Genomic DNA, 18637 nt, shown 5'->3' on the forward strand with positions numbered 1-18637 from the left:
TACGGCTGTTCATTTTTATTTTTAAGTTAACGTGATGGACGCATTTTATCAGGGAAAGCCGGTGCTTCTAGTCGTGGACCATCATAGTCAGGAATAGAGCCAAAGCGTTCGTCCTGATTAATCCACTGCTCACGGGCAATATTCAATTCTTCTTGTGTGCGCCCCACAAAATTCCACCACAGCAGAATCGGTGATTCAAAAGGTTCACCCCCTAATAATAAAACACGGCCACCTGCGTGCAGATCAATTTTGACTTGGGTTAAGCCCGGCTCAAGTACCACCATATTGTCTTCATTGAGCTCGTGACCATTGACACTGGCAGTCCCTTCGAGGGCCATAAAGCCATATTCAAATTTTGGATTGAGCGGCAAGACGGTACTTTGACTTTCCGAACTACGCAGATCGACACCTAATAATTCACTATGTACTTTTACCGGCGATTTAGTCTGCAAAAATTCACCGACCAAGACCGTCAATTCAATCCCGTCTTGTGTCACCACAGGCAATTCTGGGTAATGGTCAAACTGGGGCGCCATATTGATTTTGTCATCTGGCAATGCAATCCAAAGCTGCGCAGCATGCATTTGTGTTTCAGACTCTGGAGCAACCTCAGTATGCGAAATACCATAACCCGCTGTCATGAGATTGACTTGTTTGGGCTGAATTAACTGATGTGTGCCCAAACTGTCGGTATGCATCATGGTGCCATCAATCATCCATGTAAATGTTTGCAAACCAATATGTGGATGCGGCCCAACATCTAAGCCATCACCTTGAGGAAAATGCACTGGACCGGCATGGTCAAGGAAACACCATGCACCAATCATCCGTTTATGCCGACTCGGTAAAGCACGTTTTATCACTGTGCCTTGACCAATTTCAGCACGGCGCAGTGGAAATTCTTGAATGAACTGATTGACGTATTTTTCACAATCGTCGGAATGAGATATTTCTGTGTAATTGGTATTGGTCATATTCTTACCCTAAATTTGGCTAAGCCGATGCAAGGACTATCGGCTAGACCTATGCATTTTTTTCCATTATATCTGCATTAACTCAATCTTCTTCAGCTGTCATTAATACGCTGAATCACAGAGATAGGACAATCGTTTTTTTGTTGCCTAATATGACATATAGCATAACAGTTATCGATGCTTCTTTAGACAAACCCAATGCAAAATTACTTGTTAAAATCACGTGAAATGTAAATCTAAGTAACACAAATTAACACTCACTTTTAACCAAACAATACCAAATAATTCACAAATCATTGAAATAACGTGTTTAATTTTAAATAAGAATAATATAGATTATTTTAGTTACATAAATTTACATACAAACCATGCTCACCTGTCGGTAATCTTGCATGATCAATGAGTATAAGAAAGAATCACGTGCACTGATCCAAAAAGCCTTGAAAGGAACCTTTGTTCGCGTTCCTGCTCAATTTCGTCAAGAATTTTTCCACTACCATCGTCGTCAACTTTTTAAATTCTTTTTGCAAGTCAACATCGTGGCTCAATTGGCCTATCTCTCTTATGCCATCGCGGATTGGTTTATGTTGCCCGATGTGGGTTTGCTCGCGATAGGCTTAAAAACGGCCTATACCTTACTGATGATGGGCATCACATGGGGCATTTATACATATAGTAAGAGCATTTTACTCTTCGACTTGATGCTTCCCCTATCGATCGTTGGTGCTTCTGCGCTGTGGTTTAGTCTACTCAATTTATCCAATAGTCCCGATGTGCCGATCTATTTATATGCATCTTTGGTTTTTATTGTACTAGCCAATTTATGTGTACAAATCCGCTTTAAAGCTGCTGTGCTCATTTCTCTGTGTATCAGTCTAATCTTGCTGATTGGGGTGTATTTCGCCGTTTCTGGCGATATCCATCAACTGCAACTGTTTATCTTGATCTATTCTCCCGTGTTGTTATTTAGTTTGTATATCAGTTGGAATTCAACACAAAAATCCAGAATTGTTTTTTTACACAGTAAACTCGATCAGTTGAACCGTGAAGCGCTCAATATTATGGCGCATACCGATGTGCTGACTGGCTTAAACAATCGACGTCAATTTATTCAACTTGCCAATTATCATATTCATCATCAGTCCAAACCGTTACAGCCACTTTCATTACTGATTTTTGATGTCGACAAATTTAAAAATATTAATGATCAGTTTGGGCACTATATTGGTGATCATGTTTTACAACAAATTGCTGAAACGTGCCGACATACTTTACGTAGCCAAGACATCATTGCCCGCTTTGGCGGTGAAGAATTTATTATTCTTTTACCGCAGACACACTTGCGTCAGGCTCAAGATATTGCCGAACGTCTACGACGGGCAATAGCCGATGATTATTTAGAACTTGATACACTACAAAAACTTAAATTTACCGTTTCAATTGGTGTTGCCGAATTTGGTCAAAAAAACCGAGATTTACAAAGTGTCATTCGCATGGCCGATCAGGCACTTTACCAAGCAAAATCTGCAGGACGCAATCAAATTTCAACTTATAAAACAGCAAGTTAATAATATATTTTGTAACATTCATCAGACGATTTTTTATCATTCATTCGAAAAATCCCTAGTTTCAGGTAGATATTTTTGTGTGTTTTTTGTTCATAATTTGTCCTAAGCCATTTATGGAGAAGGGACATGTCTGTTGATGTACGAATGAGTTCTCGGACTAATTCGTCTGCTCAGGAAGTTCGTAAAAATCATACTCATACTTTGAAACTTTCTGAGTGTGATCTTGCCAATCGTGCCGAGATTGAACAAGCCATTGCAGATCCTTTTGCACGTATTCCTACGCAGTTTAGAAACTATTTTCTACAACATCAGTATGCCCATCAGTTACCTTATTTACGTCAAGTGAACTATATGGCGCAGATTACGTTTCTTCTTTATTTTTTTGCTGACATTTTTATTATCCCTGACATGTTCTTTTGGTCAGGTCTTTCTCGAGTGGCCATGATTATTGCTGCCCTATTGGTCAGCTTCTATCTGTTTAAATACAAAAAAGATATTCGTGTGCTCGACATGATCTTACCGATTGGGACAGTCTGTAGCACCGCGATTTGGATTGGCTTATTACTGGCTTCAAATAGCCCAATGGTCTCGTCCTATATCTATGGTGCAGCGATCTTTATCTTGATTGCCAATGTCTGCGTACAAACACAATTTAAGCCCGCCTTGTATTGTTCGGGCCTCATTTCGCTATTGGTATATTTTGCGGTGAGTCAGCTTTTATCATGGCAAGAAGCACTGATTTTTGTGGTGGTGTCTATTCCTGTTTGGATGATCAGCCTGCATATGAGTTGGAACAATACACTCAATGCACGTCGTCATTTTTTACGTACCCTACTTGACGACTGGAATATGCATACGCTGAAAAATCTAGCGCATACAGATGAGCTCACCCAGTTATATAACCGTCGTCAGTTTGTTCAGTTGGCTGAGCATCGCATCCATGAATGGCCAACGCCTGCAAGTACTTGCTTATTGATGTTTGATGTCGATCATTTTAAACATATTAATGATAATTACGGGCATGATGTTGGTGATCAGGTACTGCAATGTATCGCTGAAACCACCCGCAAAGAAATGCGCCAAAAAGATGTCTTGGCTCGTTTTGGTGGTGAAGAATTTATTGTGCTGCTGTCTGAAACGCAAATACAGGATGCAATGTTAATCGCAGAACGTATTCGTTTAACGCTTCAAAATCAATCTTTGCTGAATGTCGCAAATCACCCGATCCAATTTACCGTTTCCATTGGTGTTTCACAGCTTAAATCACATAAACAAAATTTAACTGAACTGATTAAGCAAGCTGATATTGCGCTGTATCAGGCAAAAGAAAATGGCCGTAACCGTGTAGAGCGCTATGATTCAAGCATGAAACCCGAACGTAAATCGACAAAGTCTTGGCAAAGCTTTACCCATAAAGCAAAGCCCAAAGCTGAACCGAATAATGAAAGCGATAGTAGTTGGTCAATTGTTTATAAATAGAATGTTGAGATATAAAAAAGGACGCCGAGGCGTCCTTTTTTTATTGGATATATCTTAAATGAGATACTGCCACAGGCATCTTGCACAAAATTTAAAGCAGTGCTTTAAATCTTGTTCATGGCGTAAAACTGGCACGAAGCAGTGCTTCGTGAAACCCCAGTCTGGCGCAGGCATAGCCTTTGCCGTAATTTAGGCAAGAAACGTTGTTTCTTGAAATCCCTAAATTACTCCCACTCAATCGTAGCAGGTGGTTTAGACGATACGTCATAAACAACACGAGAAACTTCAGCAATCTCGTTCATGATACGTGTAGAAATCTTGTCTACAAGATCATAAGGAAGGTGTGCAAAACGTGCAGTCATAAAGTCCACAGTTTCTACAGCACGAAGCGCGATCACCCATGCATAACGGCGGCCATCACCCACCACACCAACCGATTTCACGGGTTGGAATACAGCAAATGCTTGCGCAGTTTTGTCATACCAGCCGCTTGCGCGAAGTTCTTGCATGAAGATGTCATCTGCTAGACGAAGGATATCTGCATATTCTTTTTTCACTTCACCAAGAATACGTACACCTAGACCTGGGCCTGGGAATGGATGACGGTAAAGCATTTCAAATGGAAGACCTAAAGTTGTACCTAAACGGCGTACTTCGTCTTTGAATAAATCACGGATTGGCTCAACCAATTCGAATGCTAAATCTTCAGGTAAACCACCCACGTTGTGGTGTGATTTAATTACGTGTGCTTTACCTTGTTTGCTTGCTGCAGATTCAATTACGTCTGGGTAAATGGTACCTTGAGCAAGGAAGTTCACACCGTCAAGCTTACGTGCTTCTTCAGCAAACACTTCAATGAATTCACGACCGATGATTTTACGTTTTTTCTCTGGATCAACTTCACCAGCAAGCGCTGTTAAGAAGCGATTTTCAGCGTCGGCACGAATCACGCGAATACCCATGTTTTTCGCAAACATGTCCATCACTTGCTCGCCTTCGTTCAAACGAAGTAAACCGTTATCTACGAATACACAAGTCAATTGGTCGCCAATCGCACGGTGTAAAAGTGCAGCTACAACAGATGAATCGACACCGCCTGAAAGACCCAAGAGAACTTTTTGATCACCAATTTGCTCACGAAGTTGTTCTACGCGAAGATCGATGATGTTTTCTGAGTTCCACAAGTTACGGCAACCACATACGCCATGTACGAAGTTAGACAATAACTCAGCACCTTTCGCAGTGTGTGTCACTTCTGGGTGGAATTGGATACCATAGAAACGACGTTTTTCATCAGAAACCATCGCCACTGGGCAGCTTGGTGTGCTGGCAGTGATTTGGAAACCTTCAGGAATTTGAGTCACTTTATCGCCATGACTCATCCATACTTTTAATTGGTCTTTGGTATCTTCAAGATCACCAATTAAAGCATCACGGACTTTAATATCAACTTCTGCATAACCGAATTCATGTACAGTACCTGGCTCAACTTTACCGCCAAGCTGCTCTGACATGGTTTGTAGACCATAGCAAATACCTAAAACAGGTACACCAAGTTCAAATACAACTTGTGGTGCGCGCGGACTACCTTCTTCATGAACACTTTCTGGACCACCTGAAAGAATGATCCCGTTTGGGTTAAATGCACGAATGTCTTCTTCAGACATATCAAATGCGTACATTTCTGAATAAACACCAGCTTCACGTACACGACGTGCAATAAGCTGGCTATATTGAGAACCGAAATCCAAAATCAGGATACGGTCTTCAGTAATTTGGGTATTGGTAGTCATGGCAAACAACTATGCAGGCAACGAATATAAGCGCCGTATTCTAACATTTTTCTTGGACTTTCGCACACTATTCGGACAGGGGCAAAAACCACAAGCCAAACGATGTTTTTTACAACACATTTCAGGGCTTTATTGATTTACTTTAAATCAGCGATAGACATGAAAAAAGCGGCAGAACGCCGCTTTGATGGATGCTCGGACTCATGACCGCTTTATTTTGATTTTTCAATCCAATGATCAAAACTGAATTTACCTGCACCATGTAACATGAGAAATAATAAGCCGCCTGACATCGCCAAATTTTTCATAAAGTTAATGCCATCTTCTGCACCACCATGGAATAAAAATGCAGTGATTAAACTAAATACGGTTAGACCTAGCGCCGCAAAACGCGCTTGAAAACCAAACAATAAAGCTAAGCCGCCACCTAGCTCGACTAAGATAGTAATCGGAAGAAGCCCAGCTGGCACACCCATTGACTCCATATAACCTGCGGTTGCAGTGTAAGCGGTAATTTTACCCCAACCTGCCACAATAAAAATATAAGCCATCAAAATACGTGCAACGAGACTGACTACCGCATTGATTTGCGGCTGTTGACTCAGATTTTTCACCACTAGATTTGGATTAAACATACTGAAACCTATTTTTAATACTGTTCAAAAGATGTGCTTAGATTAGGTCGTTTCTTATTCTCTTTAAATATGCTTTTATAATATTCATCATTCCATATATAGAACGATTTTACTGATAATTAATTACGTTTTAATACTGACTTTGCTGCCCCAGACTGATAGCATCAGACCACTATTTTACGCATATAAGCCCCATGGAACTGATTGATTTTATACTACATGTTGATGACCATTTACTCGAGTTCATTACCAATTATGGCGTATGGATTTATGCAATTCTGTTCCTGATTATTTTTGTTGAAACCGGTTTAGTGGTCATGCCCTTTTTACCGGGTGATAGTCTTCTGTTTGCAGCAGGCGCGCTCGCTGCGTCAACAGGTGCCATGGATCCATGGGTTTTGGTGATTTTGCTGTTTATCGCTGCGGTCTTGGGCGACACGCTGAATTACCATATTGGTAAATATATTGGCCCACGTGTCTTTGAAATTGAATCACGCTTCATTAACCGTCAACATTTGGTCAATACGCAAAAATTCTTTGAAAAACACGGTGGTAAAACCATTATTTTTGCCCGCTTTATTCCTTTTGCACGAACCTTCGCGCCTTTTGTCGCAGGTGCAGGCAGCATGAACTATAAGTACTTCCTGACTTTTAACATGATTGGTGCGATTTGTTGGGTTGGCTCATTTATCACTTTGGGTTATTTATTTGGCAATATGCCCATCGTGAAAGATAACTTCACCCATCTGATCTTCGGCATCATTATTATTAGTGTTTTACCGGGCGTGATTGGTTTTATTCGAGCAAAATTAAAGAAATAAACCGATGTGGTGAACACCTTTAAGCAAAAAAGCGTAAAACCACGGGAAACATACATAAAATCAGCATCAGGGCCGATCCTTTATACAGAAGATCGGCCTTAATTTTTTGGGTCTTACCGGCCAAAATCGTCCGTCCAAATGACATCCAAAACAATGCAACTGGTAGCAAAACCACGCTAAATACAGCGAAAACCAAAATAAAATTTAATGGGCTAGCCCAAGTTTCAATTGGGAAAATACCTGCAGAAAAAAGCAACGCTTTAGGATTTTTTAACGAGGAAATAAATAATTCACGTGGTTGAATTGAAGGATGTTTTTGATTGTACTGATGTAAATGCGTCGATTTCCACAAATGAAAAGCCAACCATAAAACATAGGCAATACTGAGAAAATGTAGCAAGTGAATTAAATTCGGCCACACTGGAGCGCTTAAATGAATAATCAACGCCCACAAATTAATGGCATAGAAATAGCCCAATAATTCTGCAGGAATCAGCATGCACGTCTTTGCAATGCCTTGTTGATGTGCAGAGCTTGCCATTAGTGCATTGCTAGGTCCCGGCGTCATCATCACCGCAATCATTGCCAATACAAAAAGCCAACTCTCAATCATAAATACCCAGACAATGTTTCAAAGCGCACACCTTAGCCGAAATGAATTTAAAAAAACAAGTACGCACTAGGTCAGTTTTATCCTTGTACAAGTCAATGCACTCACGCTGAATGTTCAATACCAGAAGGAGGTATTGAAATACACCAATAATATTTAATTTAATTTTTTCATAGATTTAAATATTTTATTGGCTCTAAATAGTGCAGTTTATTTGGCTCAAAAAAAATGCCAGTAGACGCCTCGCCTACTGACAAATTTTATTACACTTTTCTCATAGCACAGGCCTGAGCCCCTGCTCATGATCCGTTTATGATTTTGCTGCGGTAGCCGAATTTGCGCGAACGATAATCGGACAACCTTTAAATTTTGCTGCCTGTACAATCGCTTCTTGCTCACCTAGAACGCGTGAAAGTTCGGTACGTTTGGTATTTGAAGATTGTCCCATATTGACCGAAATACTCGGACCAATTCCCCAACCTCCACGGCTGCCCCAGCCACCACCGAGGCCAACACCGACACCAACGCCTGTGCGCTTCGGTGTTTCTACACCATTTTGAATATAGTCGTGGATTCGGTTGTATTCGCTTTGCAATTGTTGGCAACTCAAAGACTGATACTGTGTAGGTGAAACATAGCTTGGTTTAGGCGTACTTGCACATGCACCCAATACAACAGCAGTGAAAGCAACTAGACCACATTTAAGTGCATTCATACTTTTCTCGATACTACTTTTGCTCAATTTCATTGAACAATGATTGATAGGCTTGCGTCAATTTATGATCTGCAGCCAAATGGATTAAAGGTTGATTTTTATGATGAGATTCTTTCATCAGCACCGAAGGCGGTAACATGCTGTCCAATACAGGCAGACCTTCATCTTTGAGTTGTTGTACAACTTCACGCGGCAACTTCGCCTGTGCCTGAAATTGATTGACCACAATGCCTTCAATTTCTAAATGATCATTATGATCATCCTGCGTTTCTAACACATTTTCGATCAGGGTCTGTAAGGCACGTTTTGAAAACACATCGCAGTCAAATGGAATCAGCACGCGATCTGCCGCAATCAACGCAGATAAAGTAAAAAAGTTAAAGGCAGGCGGTGTATCAATAAACACTCGATCATATTGACCGCTCATCTGCTGCAAAGCATCACGCAGTTTGTAAATTTTATGCTTAGATTCTAAGGCATGTGCCAACGCGCCTAAATTTGGACTGGCTGGAATCACATCTAAACGTGGATAAGGCGATGCATGCACATAACTTTCCAAACCTTTGGCACGACCCTTCAAAATCGAACCGATGGCATTTCCCAACAAACCTTTACTTTGTTGCGTCCCCAAGACTTCTTCAAAATAATTTTCAATATTGGGTTCAAGAGCAGGCTTATCTGCCGAATACGTCGCATCATCCCCCAACAAATATTGACTTGAATTGGCTTGAGGGTCGAGGTCAACCACCAAAGTTTTTAAACCTTGGTGCGCGCTTATCGCAGCTAAATTGACCGTAATACTCGATTTCCCCACACCACCTTTTTGGTTAAATACCACACGCGTACGCATTCAAAACCCTCTAATCTTTGTTTTTTTACTCAAGCCTTGAAATCGGCCATGTGGATAAGCCATTTATCCAAAAACTGGTTTAATTATAACCAATGTAATGATGAAAATAAGTGCAACAGCTGCAATAAATAAGCCCGCACGGCGCTGAACCAATAAAACACTGTCATCTTTTTTATACGCTTTAGATAAAGAAGACAGCAACGCTAGAAATAGTACAACTTTGGCATAGAACCATGGCTGCACATCAAAGTTCTTCATAAACAATAAGATAATTCCTGTCACAGCAATTAATGTCATTGAGCCATGTTGCAAAGCAACAAAAAACTTACGACCTGATGGATTCGGTAAATTGCCCTGCGTCCCTTTAAACAGCGTAAAAGCACGAATGAAAATGGCAGCACAGCCTAAAGCCACACCACACATATGAATGATTTTAATGATTAATTGCGTTTCCATGGCTCACCTTAAGATGACTTAGGTGCATGCGCACATTCAGGGCTAGTGGTGTCTTGACCTTTCCATTCTTCGGGTAAAAACGCATGAATGGCCAAGGCATGAATTTGCCCCGGACTAAGTAAATCACCGGCTGCGGCATAGACTTTTTGATGACGTTGCACCAAACGCAAACCTGCAAATGCCTCACTCACGATCACTGCTTTAAAATGCGACTCTTTACCTGGGAAATAACCTCCATGACCTGCGGACTCATTCACCACTTCAAGATGTGTAGGCGCTAATGTCTGTAGACGCTCAATTAATTGCTGTTCTAAACTCAAAACGGCTCTCCCAAATTCAAAAAAAGGTTCAACTGGTCTTAGTATAGCCTGTATTTGTTCAAGTTCTTGTGTCGCAAAGTTGCTGAAACCATCTGAATTGCATGATTTCATCAAAATGGAAGCCTTCGACCTGCAAAAATCTTCCAATTTTCAAACAAATTGTTTTTATTTTATGCAAACGATGCACAGTTTTTCATAAAGTTATTGACCTGAAAAATCCTTAATGTATTATACGTGGCTATGCGGGAATAGCTCAGTTGGTAGAGCATAACCTTGCCAAGGTTGGGGTCGGGAGTTCGAGTCTCCTTTCCCGCTCAAAATTTTTTCATTCGGTTTTTTATTTAAAAAATTGGATAGACTCCGCGGGAATAGCTCAGTTGGTAGAGCATAACCTTGCCAAGGTTGGGGTCGGGAGTTCGAGTCTCCTTTCCCGCTCCAAATTTTTTTCGATTCAGTTTTTTAGTAAAAAAACAGGATAGACTCCGCGGGAATAGCTCAGTTGGTAGAGCATAACCTTGCCAAGGTTGGGGTCGGGAGTTCGAGTCTCCTTTCCCGCTCCAAATTCAAAAAGCCCTCATCGAAAGATGGGGGTTTTTTTATCTATCGCTTACACCAATCAAAATCAATCTATATTTATTCAGTATGTGGAACATGGTTTGAGTCAGGTTCCACAAATATGAATAAAAATTAAAATTGCGTTAATAGGTCACACGGACATAATCACGATATTCAGGTTTCCAGAAATTCGCTTCAATCGCATGTTCGAGCACTTCAACGCTGACATTTGGCGCAACACCATCAGCAATCGCAGCCAACGCGACTTTCAATGCAATTTTCTTCGAAATATCCTGTAAATAATCCAAACTTGGCAATAAATCAGCATTTGGATCTGCCAATTTTGGTGAACAGTCCGCCAATGCCGTACTAGATGCCATCAGCATATTTTCCGTCACACGTTTCGCCCCAGATGCAATCACACCCAGTCCAATCCCCGGGAAAATATAGGAGTTATTGCACTGTGAAATCTGATGAATCTTGCCATGATAATTCACTGGTGCAAATGGACTACCTGTCGCAATCAGGGCCTTACCTTTGGTCCACTCGATAATATCTGCAGGCACCGCTTCGACACGTGATGTCGGGTTAGATAGTGGCAACACAATAGGCTGTTCACAATTTGCAGCCATCGTTTCAATAACCTCTTGGCTAAACAGCCCCGGTTGTCCCGAAACCCCAATCAATACAGTCGGTTTGGCATGTGTAACCACATCCAGGAGTGAGATGACCGAATCTGCATTTGCCCAATGTGCGACGTTATCCGGTGCTTGCGCAAGCTTGCGTTGGAAATCTAAAAGATTCGGCTGATTTTCAGTAATTAAACCAAAGCGGTCGACCATAAACACCCGCGCACGTGCTTGAGCATCGGTTAAACCTTCCGCCACCATTTGCTTGATGATCTGTTCTGCAATCCCACAACCTGCTGAACCCGCCCCTAAGAAGGTGACGATTTGATCTTTGAGCTGCTTGCCTGCTGCACGTGATGCCGCAATTAAACTTCCGACAGACACTGCTGCTGTCCCTTGAATATCGTCATTGAAACAGCAAATTTTATCGCGATATTTTTCCAGTAAAGGCATCGCATTTTTTTGTGCAAAGTCTTCAAATTGAATCAGCGCTTTAGGCCAACGTTGTTGAATGGCTTTAATCACGTCATCGACAAATTGATAATATTCTTCACCACTAATCCTAGGCTGACTCCAACCCATATAAATCGGGTCATTCAACAGCTGTTGGTTATTGGTTCCGACATCTAAAGTAATCGGCAAAGTATAGGCTGGACTGATCCCACCACACGCAGTGTACAGCGACAACTTACCAATCGGAATCCCCATCCCCCCAATGCCTTGGTCACCAAGACCAAGAATACGTTCACCGTCCGTAATCACGATCACTTTCACATTCTTTTTATTCACGTTATGAATAATTTGATCGATATGATCACGGTCAGGATATGAAATAAAAATCCCACGATGACGACGGTAAATGTCCGAGAAGCGCTGACAAGCCTCACCCACTGTTGGTGTATAGATGATCGGCATCATCTCACTGAGGTGGTTTTCAATTAAGTGATAGAACAATGTTTCATTGGTGTCTTGAATATTGCGCAGGTAAATATGCTTATTGATATCACTATTAAATGCACAATATTGCTGATAAGAACGCTGACTTTGTTCTTCAATGCTTTCTGTAACGTGTGGAATTAAACCGTGTAAATTAAAGCTCTTACGTTCATCTTCATTAAACGCAGAACCCTTATTTAAAAGTGGGAGTTCTAAAAGTGTATTTCCGGCATAAGGAATATATAAAGGTCGTTTCGTTTTCAAATTTTCACTGGGCATTATTTAACTCGTTTAATTAATCTTTTGTTTCGCACTGCAAAAAGCGAAATGCACAAAAGTGACTATCTCGTTATTTGTTATAGCCTATCCTGATTCGAGCGCTTTGGGGCATTTAGTAAATTGATAGTAGTTTTAGTTAGATTTTATAATCTGATAACTCGATCATGCATCCAATCATCGCAACGCCTATTTTGGCTTAAATGTATACGACTTTTAGCGAATCTTAGAAAATAACAAAAATAATTAATGATTAAATTTCAATCAATTAAATAAATTCAAAACAAAGCCATAATTTTGGTAGGTCTTTGGTAGGTGTGAATTTAAAACATCCCTCGCAATACTCAGTTTAGGTGAGTATCACCCATAACAAATGACAATGAATGGTAGAAGGAATCGCACCATGGCTTTTAAAAATATTGCAGATCAAACAAACGGTTTTTACATCCCTTGTGTTTCACTTTTTGGCCCCGGCTGTGCTAAAGAAATTGGTGCAAAGGCACAAAATCTTGGCGCAAAGAAAGCGCTTATCGTGACCGATGCCGGTCTTTACAAATTTGGTGTAGCAGATACGATTGCCGCATATTTAACTGAAGCTGGCGTAGAAAGTCACATCTTTCCGGGCGCAGAACCCAACCCAACTGACACCAACGTGCATAGCGGTGTAGATGCCTACAATGACAATGGCTGTGACTTTATTGTCTCTCTCGGTGGCGGCTCTTCTCATGACTGTGCCAAAGGCATTGGCTTAGTCACTGCCGGTGGTGGTCATATTCGTGACTATGAAGGCATCGATAAAAGTACAGTTCCAATGACTCCACTCATTGCGATTAATACCACCGCAGGTACGGCATCAGAAATGACCCGTTTCTGTATCATTACCAATACTGAAACCCATGTAAAAATGGCGATTGTCGATTGGCGTTGTACCCCACTTATCGCTATTGATGACCCGAAACTGATGATTGCGAAACCTGCGGCGCTCACTGCAGCAACCGGTATGGATGCATTAACACATGCGGTCGAAGCTTATGTTTCTACAGCAGCCAATCCTATTACCGATGCTTGTGCTGAAAAAGCCATTTCAATGATCAGTGAATGGCTCAGCCCTGCCGTCGCCAATGGCGAAAACCTAGAAGCACGTGATGCGATGAGCTATGCGCAGTACTTAGCAGGGATGGCATTTAACAATGCATCTTTAGGTTATGTCCACGCGATGGCGCACCAACTGGGTGGCTTCTACAACTTGCCACATGGCGTATGTAATGCCGTGCTGTTACCACACGTTTGCGAATTTAACCTGATCGCCTGCCCTGACCGATATGCACGTATCGCGCAGCTCATGGGTGTGCCAACCGACGGTTTAACGGTGACTGAAGCGGCTTATGCAGCGATTGCAGCAATCCGTGAACTCTCTGCTTCGATTGGCATTCCATCGAGCCTTTCTGAACTCGGTGTGAAAGAACAAGACCTCAGCATCATGTCTGAAAATGCGCAAAAAGATGCCTGCATGCTGACCAACCCACGTAAAGCGACTCATGCTCAAGTGGTTGATATTTTCAAGGCAGCGCTTAAAGCCAATGCCTCTGTGGTCGACTTCAAAGCGGCCGTTTAAGTTAAGCCCTCAAAGGTCTTCATGTTTAAGTGACCTAAGTGCCTACATTACCCTTTGAGTCTGGTGATGTAGGCTCAACTGAATCCATTTCACTTTTTATTTCAGGGAAGAGACTCTAGATTGGTCGCTTTCATACTGAGGTCACTCTTTTTTAGTTCGCATAACAGCATCGATTATTCATTTGACAAAAGCTTATGGCTCATCAAGGATAAAGCATAATGTCCAATAATATTGATGAGTATAATAATGAGCCATTCACCAATTCAGTATCAGCCTGACATTTTGGGCGCAGGCTATGAACAAGCCACGCTGACCTTCCCAGATGATTATGAAGGCCCTGTGGTTGCCACACTGGTTCGCAAAAAAGCAGCGGCTCCTACCTCCAAAGCGGTGCTCTATATCCATGGTTTTATCGATTATTTTTTCCAAACCGAAATGGCCGAACGCTTTAATCAGCACGGTTTCGACTTTTATGCCTTGGATTTAAGAAAATATGGTCGCTCCATCCGCCCGCATCAAAAATACTATAACGTACATGAACTGTCTGAATATGATGCCGAAATAGATCAAGCCCTAACGATCATTGCTGATGAAGGTCACGATGCCTTACTGCTCTGTGGTCATTCAACCGGTGGATTAACCACCACCTTGTATGCGGCGCATCATCAAAATCATCCTTTAATTCAAGCCCTTTGGGTTAACAGCCCATTTTATGATTTCAACATGAATCCGGTGAAACGCGCACTGGGTATTCCACAGCTGAGTAAATTGGCAAAGACTTTTCCAAATTTAAAATTCCCAAGTGAGCTGAATAAATGGTACACCGCCAGCTTACACCATGAACTCAAGGGTGAATGGGACTTCAATTTAGACTGGAAAAAGACCCGCTATCCAATGGTATACATCAGTTTCGTCCGCAGTATTTATGAAGCTCAAAAGGAAATTCATCAAGGTGTGACGATTGATGTACCGGTATTAGTGATGCATTCACATCAAACTAAAAATCCCAAAAAATGGGGTAAAGCAGCGCAGACTAGTGATGTGATTTTGGGTGTAAAAGATATCCAAAAATATGCCAAGAAAATTCAAGGCGATGTCACCATTCAAAGCATTCACAATGGCTTGCATGATTTAGTACTTTCGGAAAAAACCGCGCGAGAACAAGTCTATACCCAGCTCTTTCAATGGCTGGCCAATAAAGGTCTTTATTAGCCTGAATTACATTGCAACTTACTGTTTTAGTTTCAACAAAGTCTGATGTACGGGATGCGATCTCGGCATCAGCTCAATCAGGCGTTCAACCGCATCAATGGCTTCAGGAAAACGCGCGACATGCTTGAGCAGAACATCTGTTTCCTTGGCATTAAAAATCGCTTGGCTTAATCGTGACTCAAGACAATCACGCCATGCCCCTAAAAAAGGACTTTCGGTTTTGGCCAAGAAAACCCCTGAACACAGTTTTAATGCAGAATCGAGATAACCTGCATCTAAAGCTTGCTCAGCTTGTAAAAAGTCGGCTTCGACTTGTGCCAATAAACGATAGGGTCTTGAGCCTAACATGCCACCCAAAATATCGCGTAGCTGCGACATTTCCGCTTTTAAAGTCCCAACACTCACCTTACGTTCACCATATAAGGCTTGATGCAAAGTATCTAAGGTCATGCCTTGCGGACATAGCGCCAAGATGGTCAAAATTTCTATTTGCCGCGGGGTCAGCACCATCACTTTGCCATTAAATAACACTTGCGGCACAGCAAAGGCCCGAATATACAAATGCTGTTTTTGAAAATCGAGTAAAGCCGATTGAATAATCGAAGCGCAGCGTTCAGCCGCAAGTAGCCCTAAACTATTGTGGTTTTTCCACACAGTGGATAAATCAACCACGCCCAAAATTTGCTGCGTATGTGGATCGATAATCGGTGCTGCATAGCAGACCCATTCATGTACTGATGGCATGTAATGTTCATTTGAAAACACACAACTCGACTGTTGGGTTTTTAAAGACAAAGCTAATGCATTGGTGCCGACCAATTCTTCTCGCCACTGCCCACCTGCAATAAAATGCACACTTTCCGCAGCACTTTGCATTTGCCGACTCGACGCACTCCAAATAATCGTGCTACCTACATCGCCCACGGCAAGTACCATCGACGACTGTTCGGCAATGTGTTTTAAATCTTCGGCACAATGTTGCAACGCATGATGCAATGCCGACTGTTGTTGACTTTGAGGGCTTAAATTTACCAAAGGCGCAGCACTCCGATTTTCCGGAATTTCCGCCTGCGCCGATCGCTGCCAAGAACTCGCAATGCTCTCATTCAATTGCGAGGTTTGCTGCTTTGACAGACTCATGCCCTGCCTTAACCGTTCGACATTCTGTCGTTTTTCAGATAAATCCTGCTGCATCATCATTCATTATTCTCACAACAATTCATGACTAAAAATCCGTTTCCCAGCTTTTGTTTTTAAGACTGAAAAAAAATATTGTAAACCTTCTTGTCTCCAACCTTTTTCCAACCTTATACAGGCTATGCTAATCAAATAATGTACAAAAGTACCTTATACCAAAGCTGTAGATTGCCACAGATGGGCAGCCCAACAAGATCATAATAAACAAGCAAAGGAAAATTCATATGCGTTATGTCGATCCTAATCAACCCGGTTCAAAAGTTCAGTTTAAAGCTCAGTATGAAAACCTGATTGGTGGCCAATGGGTCGCGCCAGTGAAAGGTGAATACTTTGAAAATATCTCCCCTGTAGACGGTAAAGTTTTTACCAAAGTGCCACGTTCTTCTGCTGAAGATATTGAATTGGCTTTGGATGCAGCGCATAAAGCCAAAGCCCAATGGAACGCCTCTTCCCCAACGACACGCTCAAATATTTTATTAAAAATTGCCGATCGACTTGAAGAAAACCTAGAGCTCCTTGCAGTTGCAGAAACATGGGACAACGGTAAACCGATTCGTGAAACCTTAGCCGCTGATATTCCACTTTGTATCGATCACTTCCGTTATTTTGCCGGCTGTATCCGTGCCCAAGAAGGCGGCATTTCTGAAATTGATGAAAATACTATTGCGTACCATTTCCATGAACCACTTGGTGTGGTCGGTCAAATTATTCCGTGGAATTTCCCAATCTTGATGGCGGCTTGGAAACTTGCTCCAGCATTGGCTGCGGGTAACTGCATCGTGTTGAAACCTGCGGAGCAAACGCCTGTCAGCATCTTAGTCTTGGCTGAACTCATTCAAGACTTACTCCCACCGGGCGTGCTGAATATTGTGAATGGTTATGGTGTTGAAGTCGGTCGTCCATTGGCGACCAATCCGCGCATCTCAAAAATCGCCTTCACAGGTTCAACCGCTGTCGGTCAAATGATCATGCAATATGCGACTGAAAATATCATTCCTGTGACTTTAGAACTTGGTGGAAAATCACCAAATATCTTCTTTGAAGACATCATGGACAAAGACGATGAGTTCTTAGATAAAACACTCGAAGGTTTTGCCATGTTTGCGCTCAACCAAGGTGAAATTTGCACATGTCCATCACGTGCATTGGTACAAGAAAGCATTGCAGATCGATTCTTGGAAATGGCAGTAGAACGTGTGAAACGTATTAAGACGGGTCATCCACTCGATACCGATACCATGATTGGTGCACAGGCATCGCAAGAGCAGCAAGACAAAATTTTAGGCTGTATCGCTACAGGTAAAAATGAAGGTGCACAGCTCATTACTGGTGGTGACCCACGAAATGAAGTCGGTACTGGTTTCTATATTGAGCCAACGATTTTTAAAGGCACCAATGACATGAAGATTTTCCAAGAGGAAATCTTTGGCCCTGTGCTTTCAGTAGCAACCTTTAAAGACTTTGATGATGCCATTAAAATTGCCAATGACACGATTTATGGTCTAGGTGCAGGGGTTTGGTCGCGTTCAGCGCATACTTCATATCGTGCGGGTCGTGCTATTCAGGCAGGTCGTGTATGGACCAACTGTTATCATATCTACCCTGCACACGCAGCATTCGGTGGCTACAAAAAATCAGGGATCGGCCGGGAAAACCACAAAATGATGCTTGATCATTATCAACAAACCAAAAACTTGTTGGTGAGCTATGACACCAAACCAATGGGCTTCTTCTAAGCAGCGTTGAACAATACATGAGATAAAAAGCGAACTTCGGTTCGCTTTTTTGTTAGAAGCCTCTTCAAAGAATTCATTAAAATTTCTTTTAAAAAGCTGCAAATTTTCTTATGCTTGCTAAACAAATAACTTTATTAGGGTGTGTTGACATTTACAGCCGATAAATTGAGCTAAAGAGGCAACCATATAAATATACAAGCTAAAGCAACAGCGCTTTGATAGTTACGTTTTAGCTTATCGTATCTTGTGGCAATTCCTCT

At 41.8% G+C, this 18637-nt stretch carries 16 protein-coding genes, 3 tRNA genes and 1 pseudogene; 9 read left to right on the forward strand and 11 right to left on the reverse strand.

Going from position 1 to position 18637, the window contains the following annotated elements:
• Positions 1-26: 26 nt before the first annotated feature.
• Positions 27-974 (reverse strand): pirin family protein, encoded by a 948-nt coding sequence (locus tag FTV04_RS12225; RefSeq protein WP_180039790.1) that lies wholly within the window; start codon positions 972-974, stop codon positions 27-29.
• A 392-nt stretch (positions 975-1366) separates the two neighbouring features.
• Between FTV04_RS12225 and FTV04_RS12230 the strand changes: the two genes are divergently transcribed.
• Together FTV04_RS12230 and FTV04_RS12235 are read left to right on the forward strand one after the other, a co-directional pair.
• Positions 1367-2542 (forward strand): GGDEF domain-containing protein, encoded by a 1176-nt coding sequence (locus tag FTV04_RS12230; RefSeq protein ID WP_180089710.1) that lies wholly within the window; start codon positions 1367-1369, stop codon positions 2540-2542.
• A 144-nt stretch (positions 2543-2686) separates the two neighbouring features.
• Positions 2687-4021, forward strand: coding sequence for a GGDEF domain-containing protein (locus FTV04_RS12235; protein WP_171262679.1), 1335 nt, complete (start codon positions 2687-2689; stop codon positions 4019-4021).
• Positions 4022-4245: 224 nt separating this feature from the next.
• Here FTV04_RS12235 and guaA read toward each other — a convergent pair whose 3' ends face one another.
• Together guaA and FTV04_RS12245 are read right to left on the reverse strand one after the other, a co-directional pair.
• Positions 4246-5814, reverse strand: coding sequence for a glutamine-hydrolyzing GMP synthase (gene guaA / locus FTV04_RS12240; protein WP_078194056.1), 1569 nt, complete (start codon positions 5812-5814; stop codon positions 4246-4248).
• Positions 5815-6026: 212 nt separating this feature from the next.
• Positions 6027-6449: a DoxX family protein gene (locus tag FTV04_RS12245; protein WP_180039796.1), complete on the reverse strand. Its 423-nt coding sequence runs from the start codon at positions 6447-6449 to the stop codon at positions 6027-6029.
• Positions 6450-6643: 194 nt separating this feature from the next.
• Here FTV04_RS12245 and FTV04_RS12250 point away from each other — a divergent pair, with 194 nt between their 5' ends.
• Positions 6644-7270, forward strand: coding sequence for a DedA family protein (locus FTV04_RS12250; protein WP_078191514.1), 627 nt, complete (start codon positions 6644-6646; stop codon positions 7268-7270).
• A gap of 19 nt (positions 7271-7289) precedes the next feature.
• On the opposite strand, the gene FTV04_RS12255 is transcribed toward FTV04_RS12250, so the two are convergent.
• From FTV04_RS12255 to FTV04_RS12275, 5 genes are all read right to left on the reverse strand, one after another.
• Complete coding sequence (locus FTV04_RS12255) at positions 7290-7883, reverse strand: LysE family translocator (RefSeq protein WP_180089712.1); 594 nt, start codon at positions 7881-7883, stop codon at positions 7290-7292.
• A gap of 307 nt (positions 7884-8190) precedes the next feature.
• The gene (locus tag FTV04_RS12260) at positions 8191-8595 is read right to left on the reverse strand and encodes a hypothetical protein (protein ID WP_078191516.1); all 405 of its coding nucleotides are present in this window, start codon (positions 8593-8595) and stop codon (positions 8191-8193) included.
• 13 nt (positions 8596-8608) lie between these two features.
• Positions 8609-9445, reverse strand: a complete 837-nt coding sequence (locus FTV04_RS12265) for a ParA family protein (protein ID WP_180089714.1) — start codon at positions 9443-9445, stop codon at positions 8609-8611.
• A gap of 63 nt (positions 9446-9508) precedes the next feature.
• Positions 9509-9901 carry a SirB2 family protein gene (locus FTV04_RS12270; RefSeq protein WP_180085642.1) on the reverse strand — a complete coding sequence of 131 codons (393 nt, stop codon included), beginning with the start codon at positions 9899-9901 and terminating at the stop codon, positions 9509-9511.
• Between the two features lie 8 nt (positions 9902-9909).
• Positions 9910-10221 (reverse strand): BolA family transcriptional regulator, encoded by a 312-nt coding sequence (locus tag FTV04_RS12275; protein ID WP_078191519.1) that lies wholly within the window; start codon positions 10219-10221, stop codon positions 9910-9912.
• A gap of 242 nt (positions 10222-10463) precedes the next feature.
• On the opposite strand from FTV04_RS12275, the gene FTV04_RS12280 reads away from it, so the two are divergent.
• The 3 genes from FTV04_RS12280 (at position 10464) to FTV04_RS12290 (ending at position 10781) form a co-directional block, all read left to right on the forward strand.
• Positions 10464-10536 (forward strand) — tRNA-Gly (locus FTV04_RS12280).
• 47 nt (positions 10537-10583) lie between these two features.
• Positions 10584-10659 (forward strand) — tRNA-Gly (locus FTV04_RS12285).
• Positions 10660-10705: 46 nt separating this feature from the next.
• Positions 10706-10781: transfer RNA gene (locus tag FTV04_RS12290), tRNA-Gly, on the forward strand.
• Between the two features lie 138 nt (positions 10782-10919).
• On the opposite strand, the gene FTV04_RS12295 is transcribed toward FTV04_RS12290, so the two are convergent.
• Positions 10920-12620 (reverse strand): NAD-dependent malic enzyme, encoded by a 1701-nt coding sequence (locus tag FTV04_RS12295; protein WP_180003556.1) that lies wholly within the window; start codon positions 12618-12620, stop codon positions 10920-10922.
• 400 nt (positions 12621-13020) lie between these two features.
• Between FTV04_RS12295 and FTV04_RS12300 the strand changes: the two genes are divergently transcribed.
• The gene (locus FTV04_RS12300; protein ID WP_180078990.1) at positions 13021-14232 is read left to right on the forward strand and encodes an iron-containing alcohol dehydrogenase; all 1212 of its coding nucleotides are present in this window, start codon (positions 13021-13023) and stop codon (positions 14230-14232) included.
• A gap of 246 nt (positions 14233-14478) precedes the next feature.
• Entirely contained in the window at positions 14479-15444 is a 966-nt protein-coding gene (locus FTV04_RS12305) for an alpha/beta hydrolase (RefSeq protein ID WP_180089716.1), read from the forward strand.
• A gap of 18 nt (positions 15445-15462) precedes the next feature.
• Here the strand turns inward: FTV04_RS12305 and FTV04_RS12310 are convergent, their stop codons facing one another.
• Positions 15463-16644, reverse strand: coding sequence for a transcriptional regulator (locus FTV04_RS12310; RefSeq protein WP_180089718.1), 1182 nt, complete (start codon positions 16642-16644; stop codon positions 15463-15465).
• A gap of 221 nt (positions 16645-16865) precedes the next feature.
• Here FTV04_RS12310 and FTV04_RS12315 point away from each other — a divergent pair, with 221 nt between their 5' ends.
• Positions 16866-18377 (forward strand): aldehyde dehydrogenase family protein, encoded by a 1512-nt coding sequence (locus FTV04_RS12315; RefSeq protein WP_078194071.1) that lies wholly within the window; start codon positions 16866-16868, stop codon positions 18375-18377.
• 170 nt (positions 18378-18547) lie between these two features.
• On the opposite strand, the pseudogene FTV04_RS12320 reads toward FTV04_RS12315, so the two are convergent.
• A pseudogene (locus tag FTV04_RS12320) lies at positions 18548-18637 on the reverse strand (IS5/IS1182 family transposase); the annotation flags it as partial.

The organism is Acinetobacter sp. YH12219 (assembly GCF_013417875.1).
Taxonomy (GTDB): Bacteria; Pseudomonadota; Gammaproteobacteria; order Pseudomonadales; family Moraxellaceae; genus Acinetobacter; species Acinetobacter amyesii.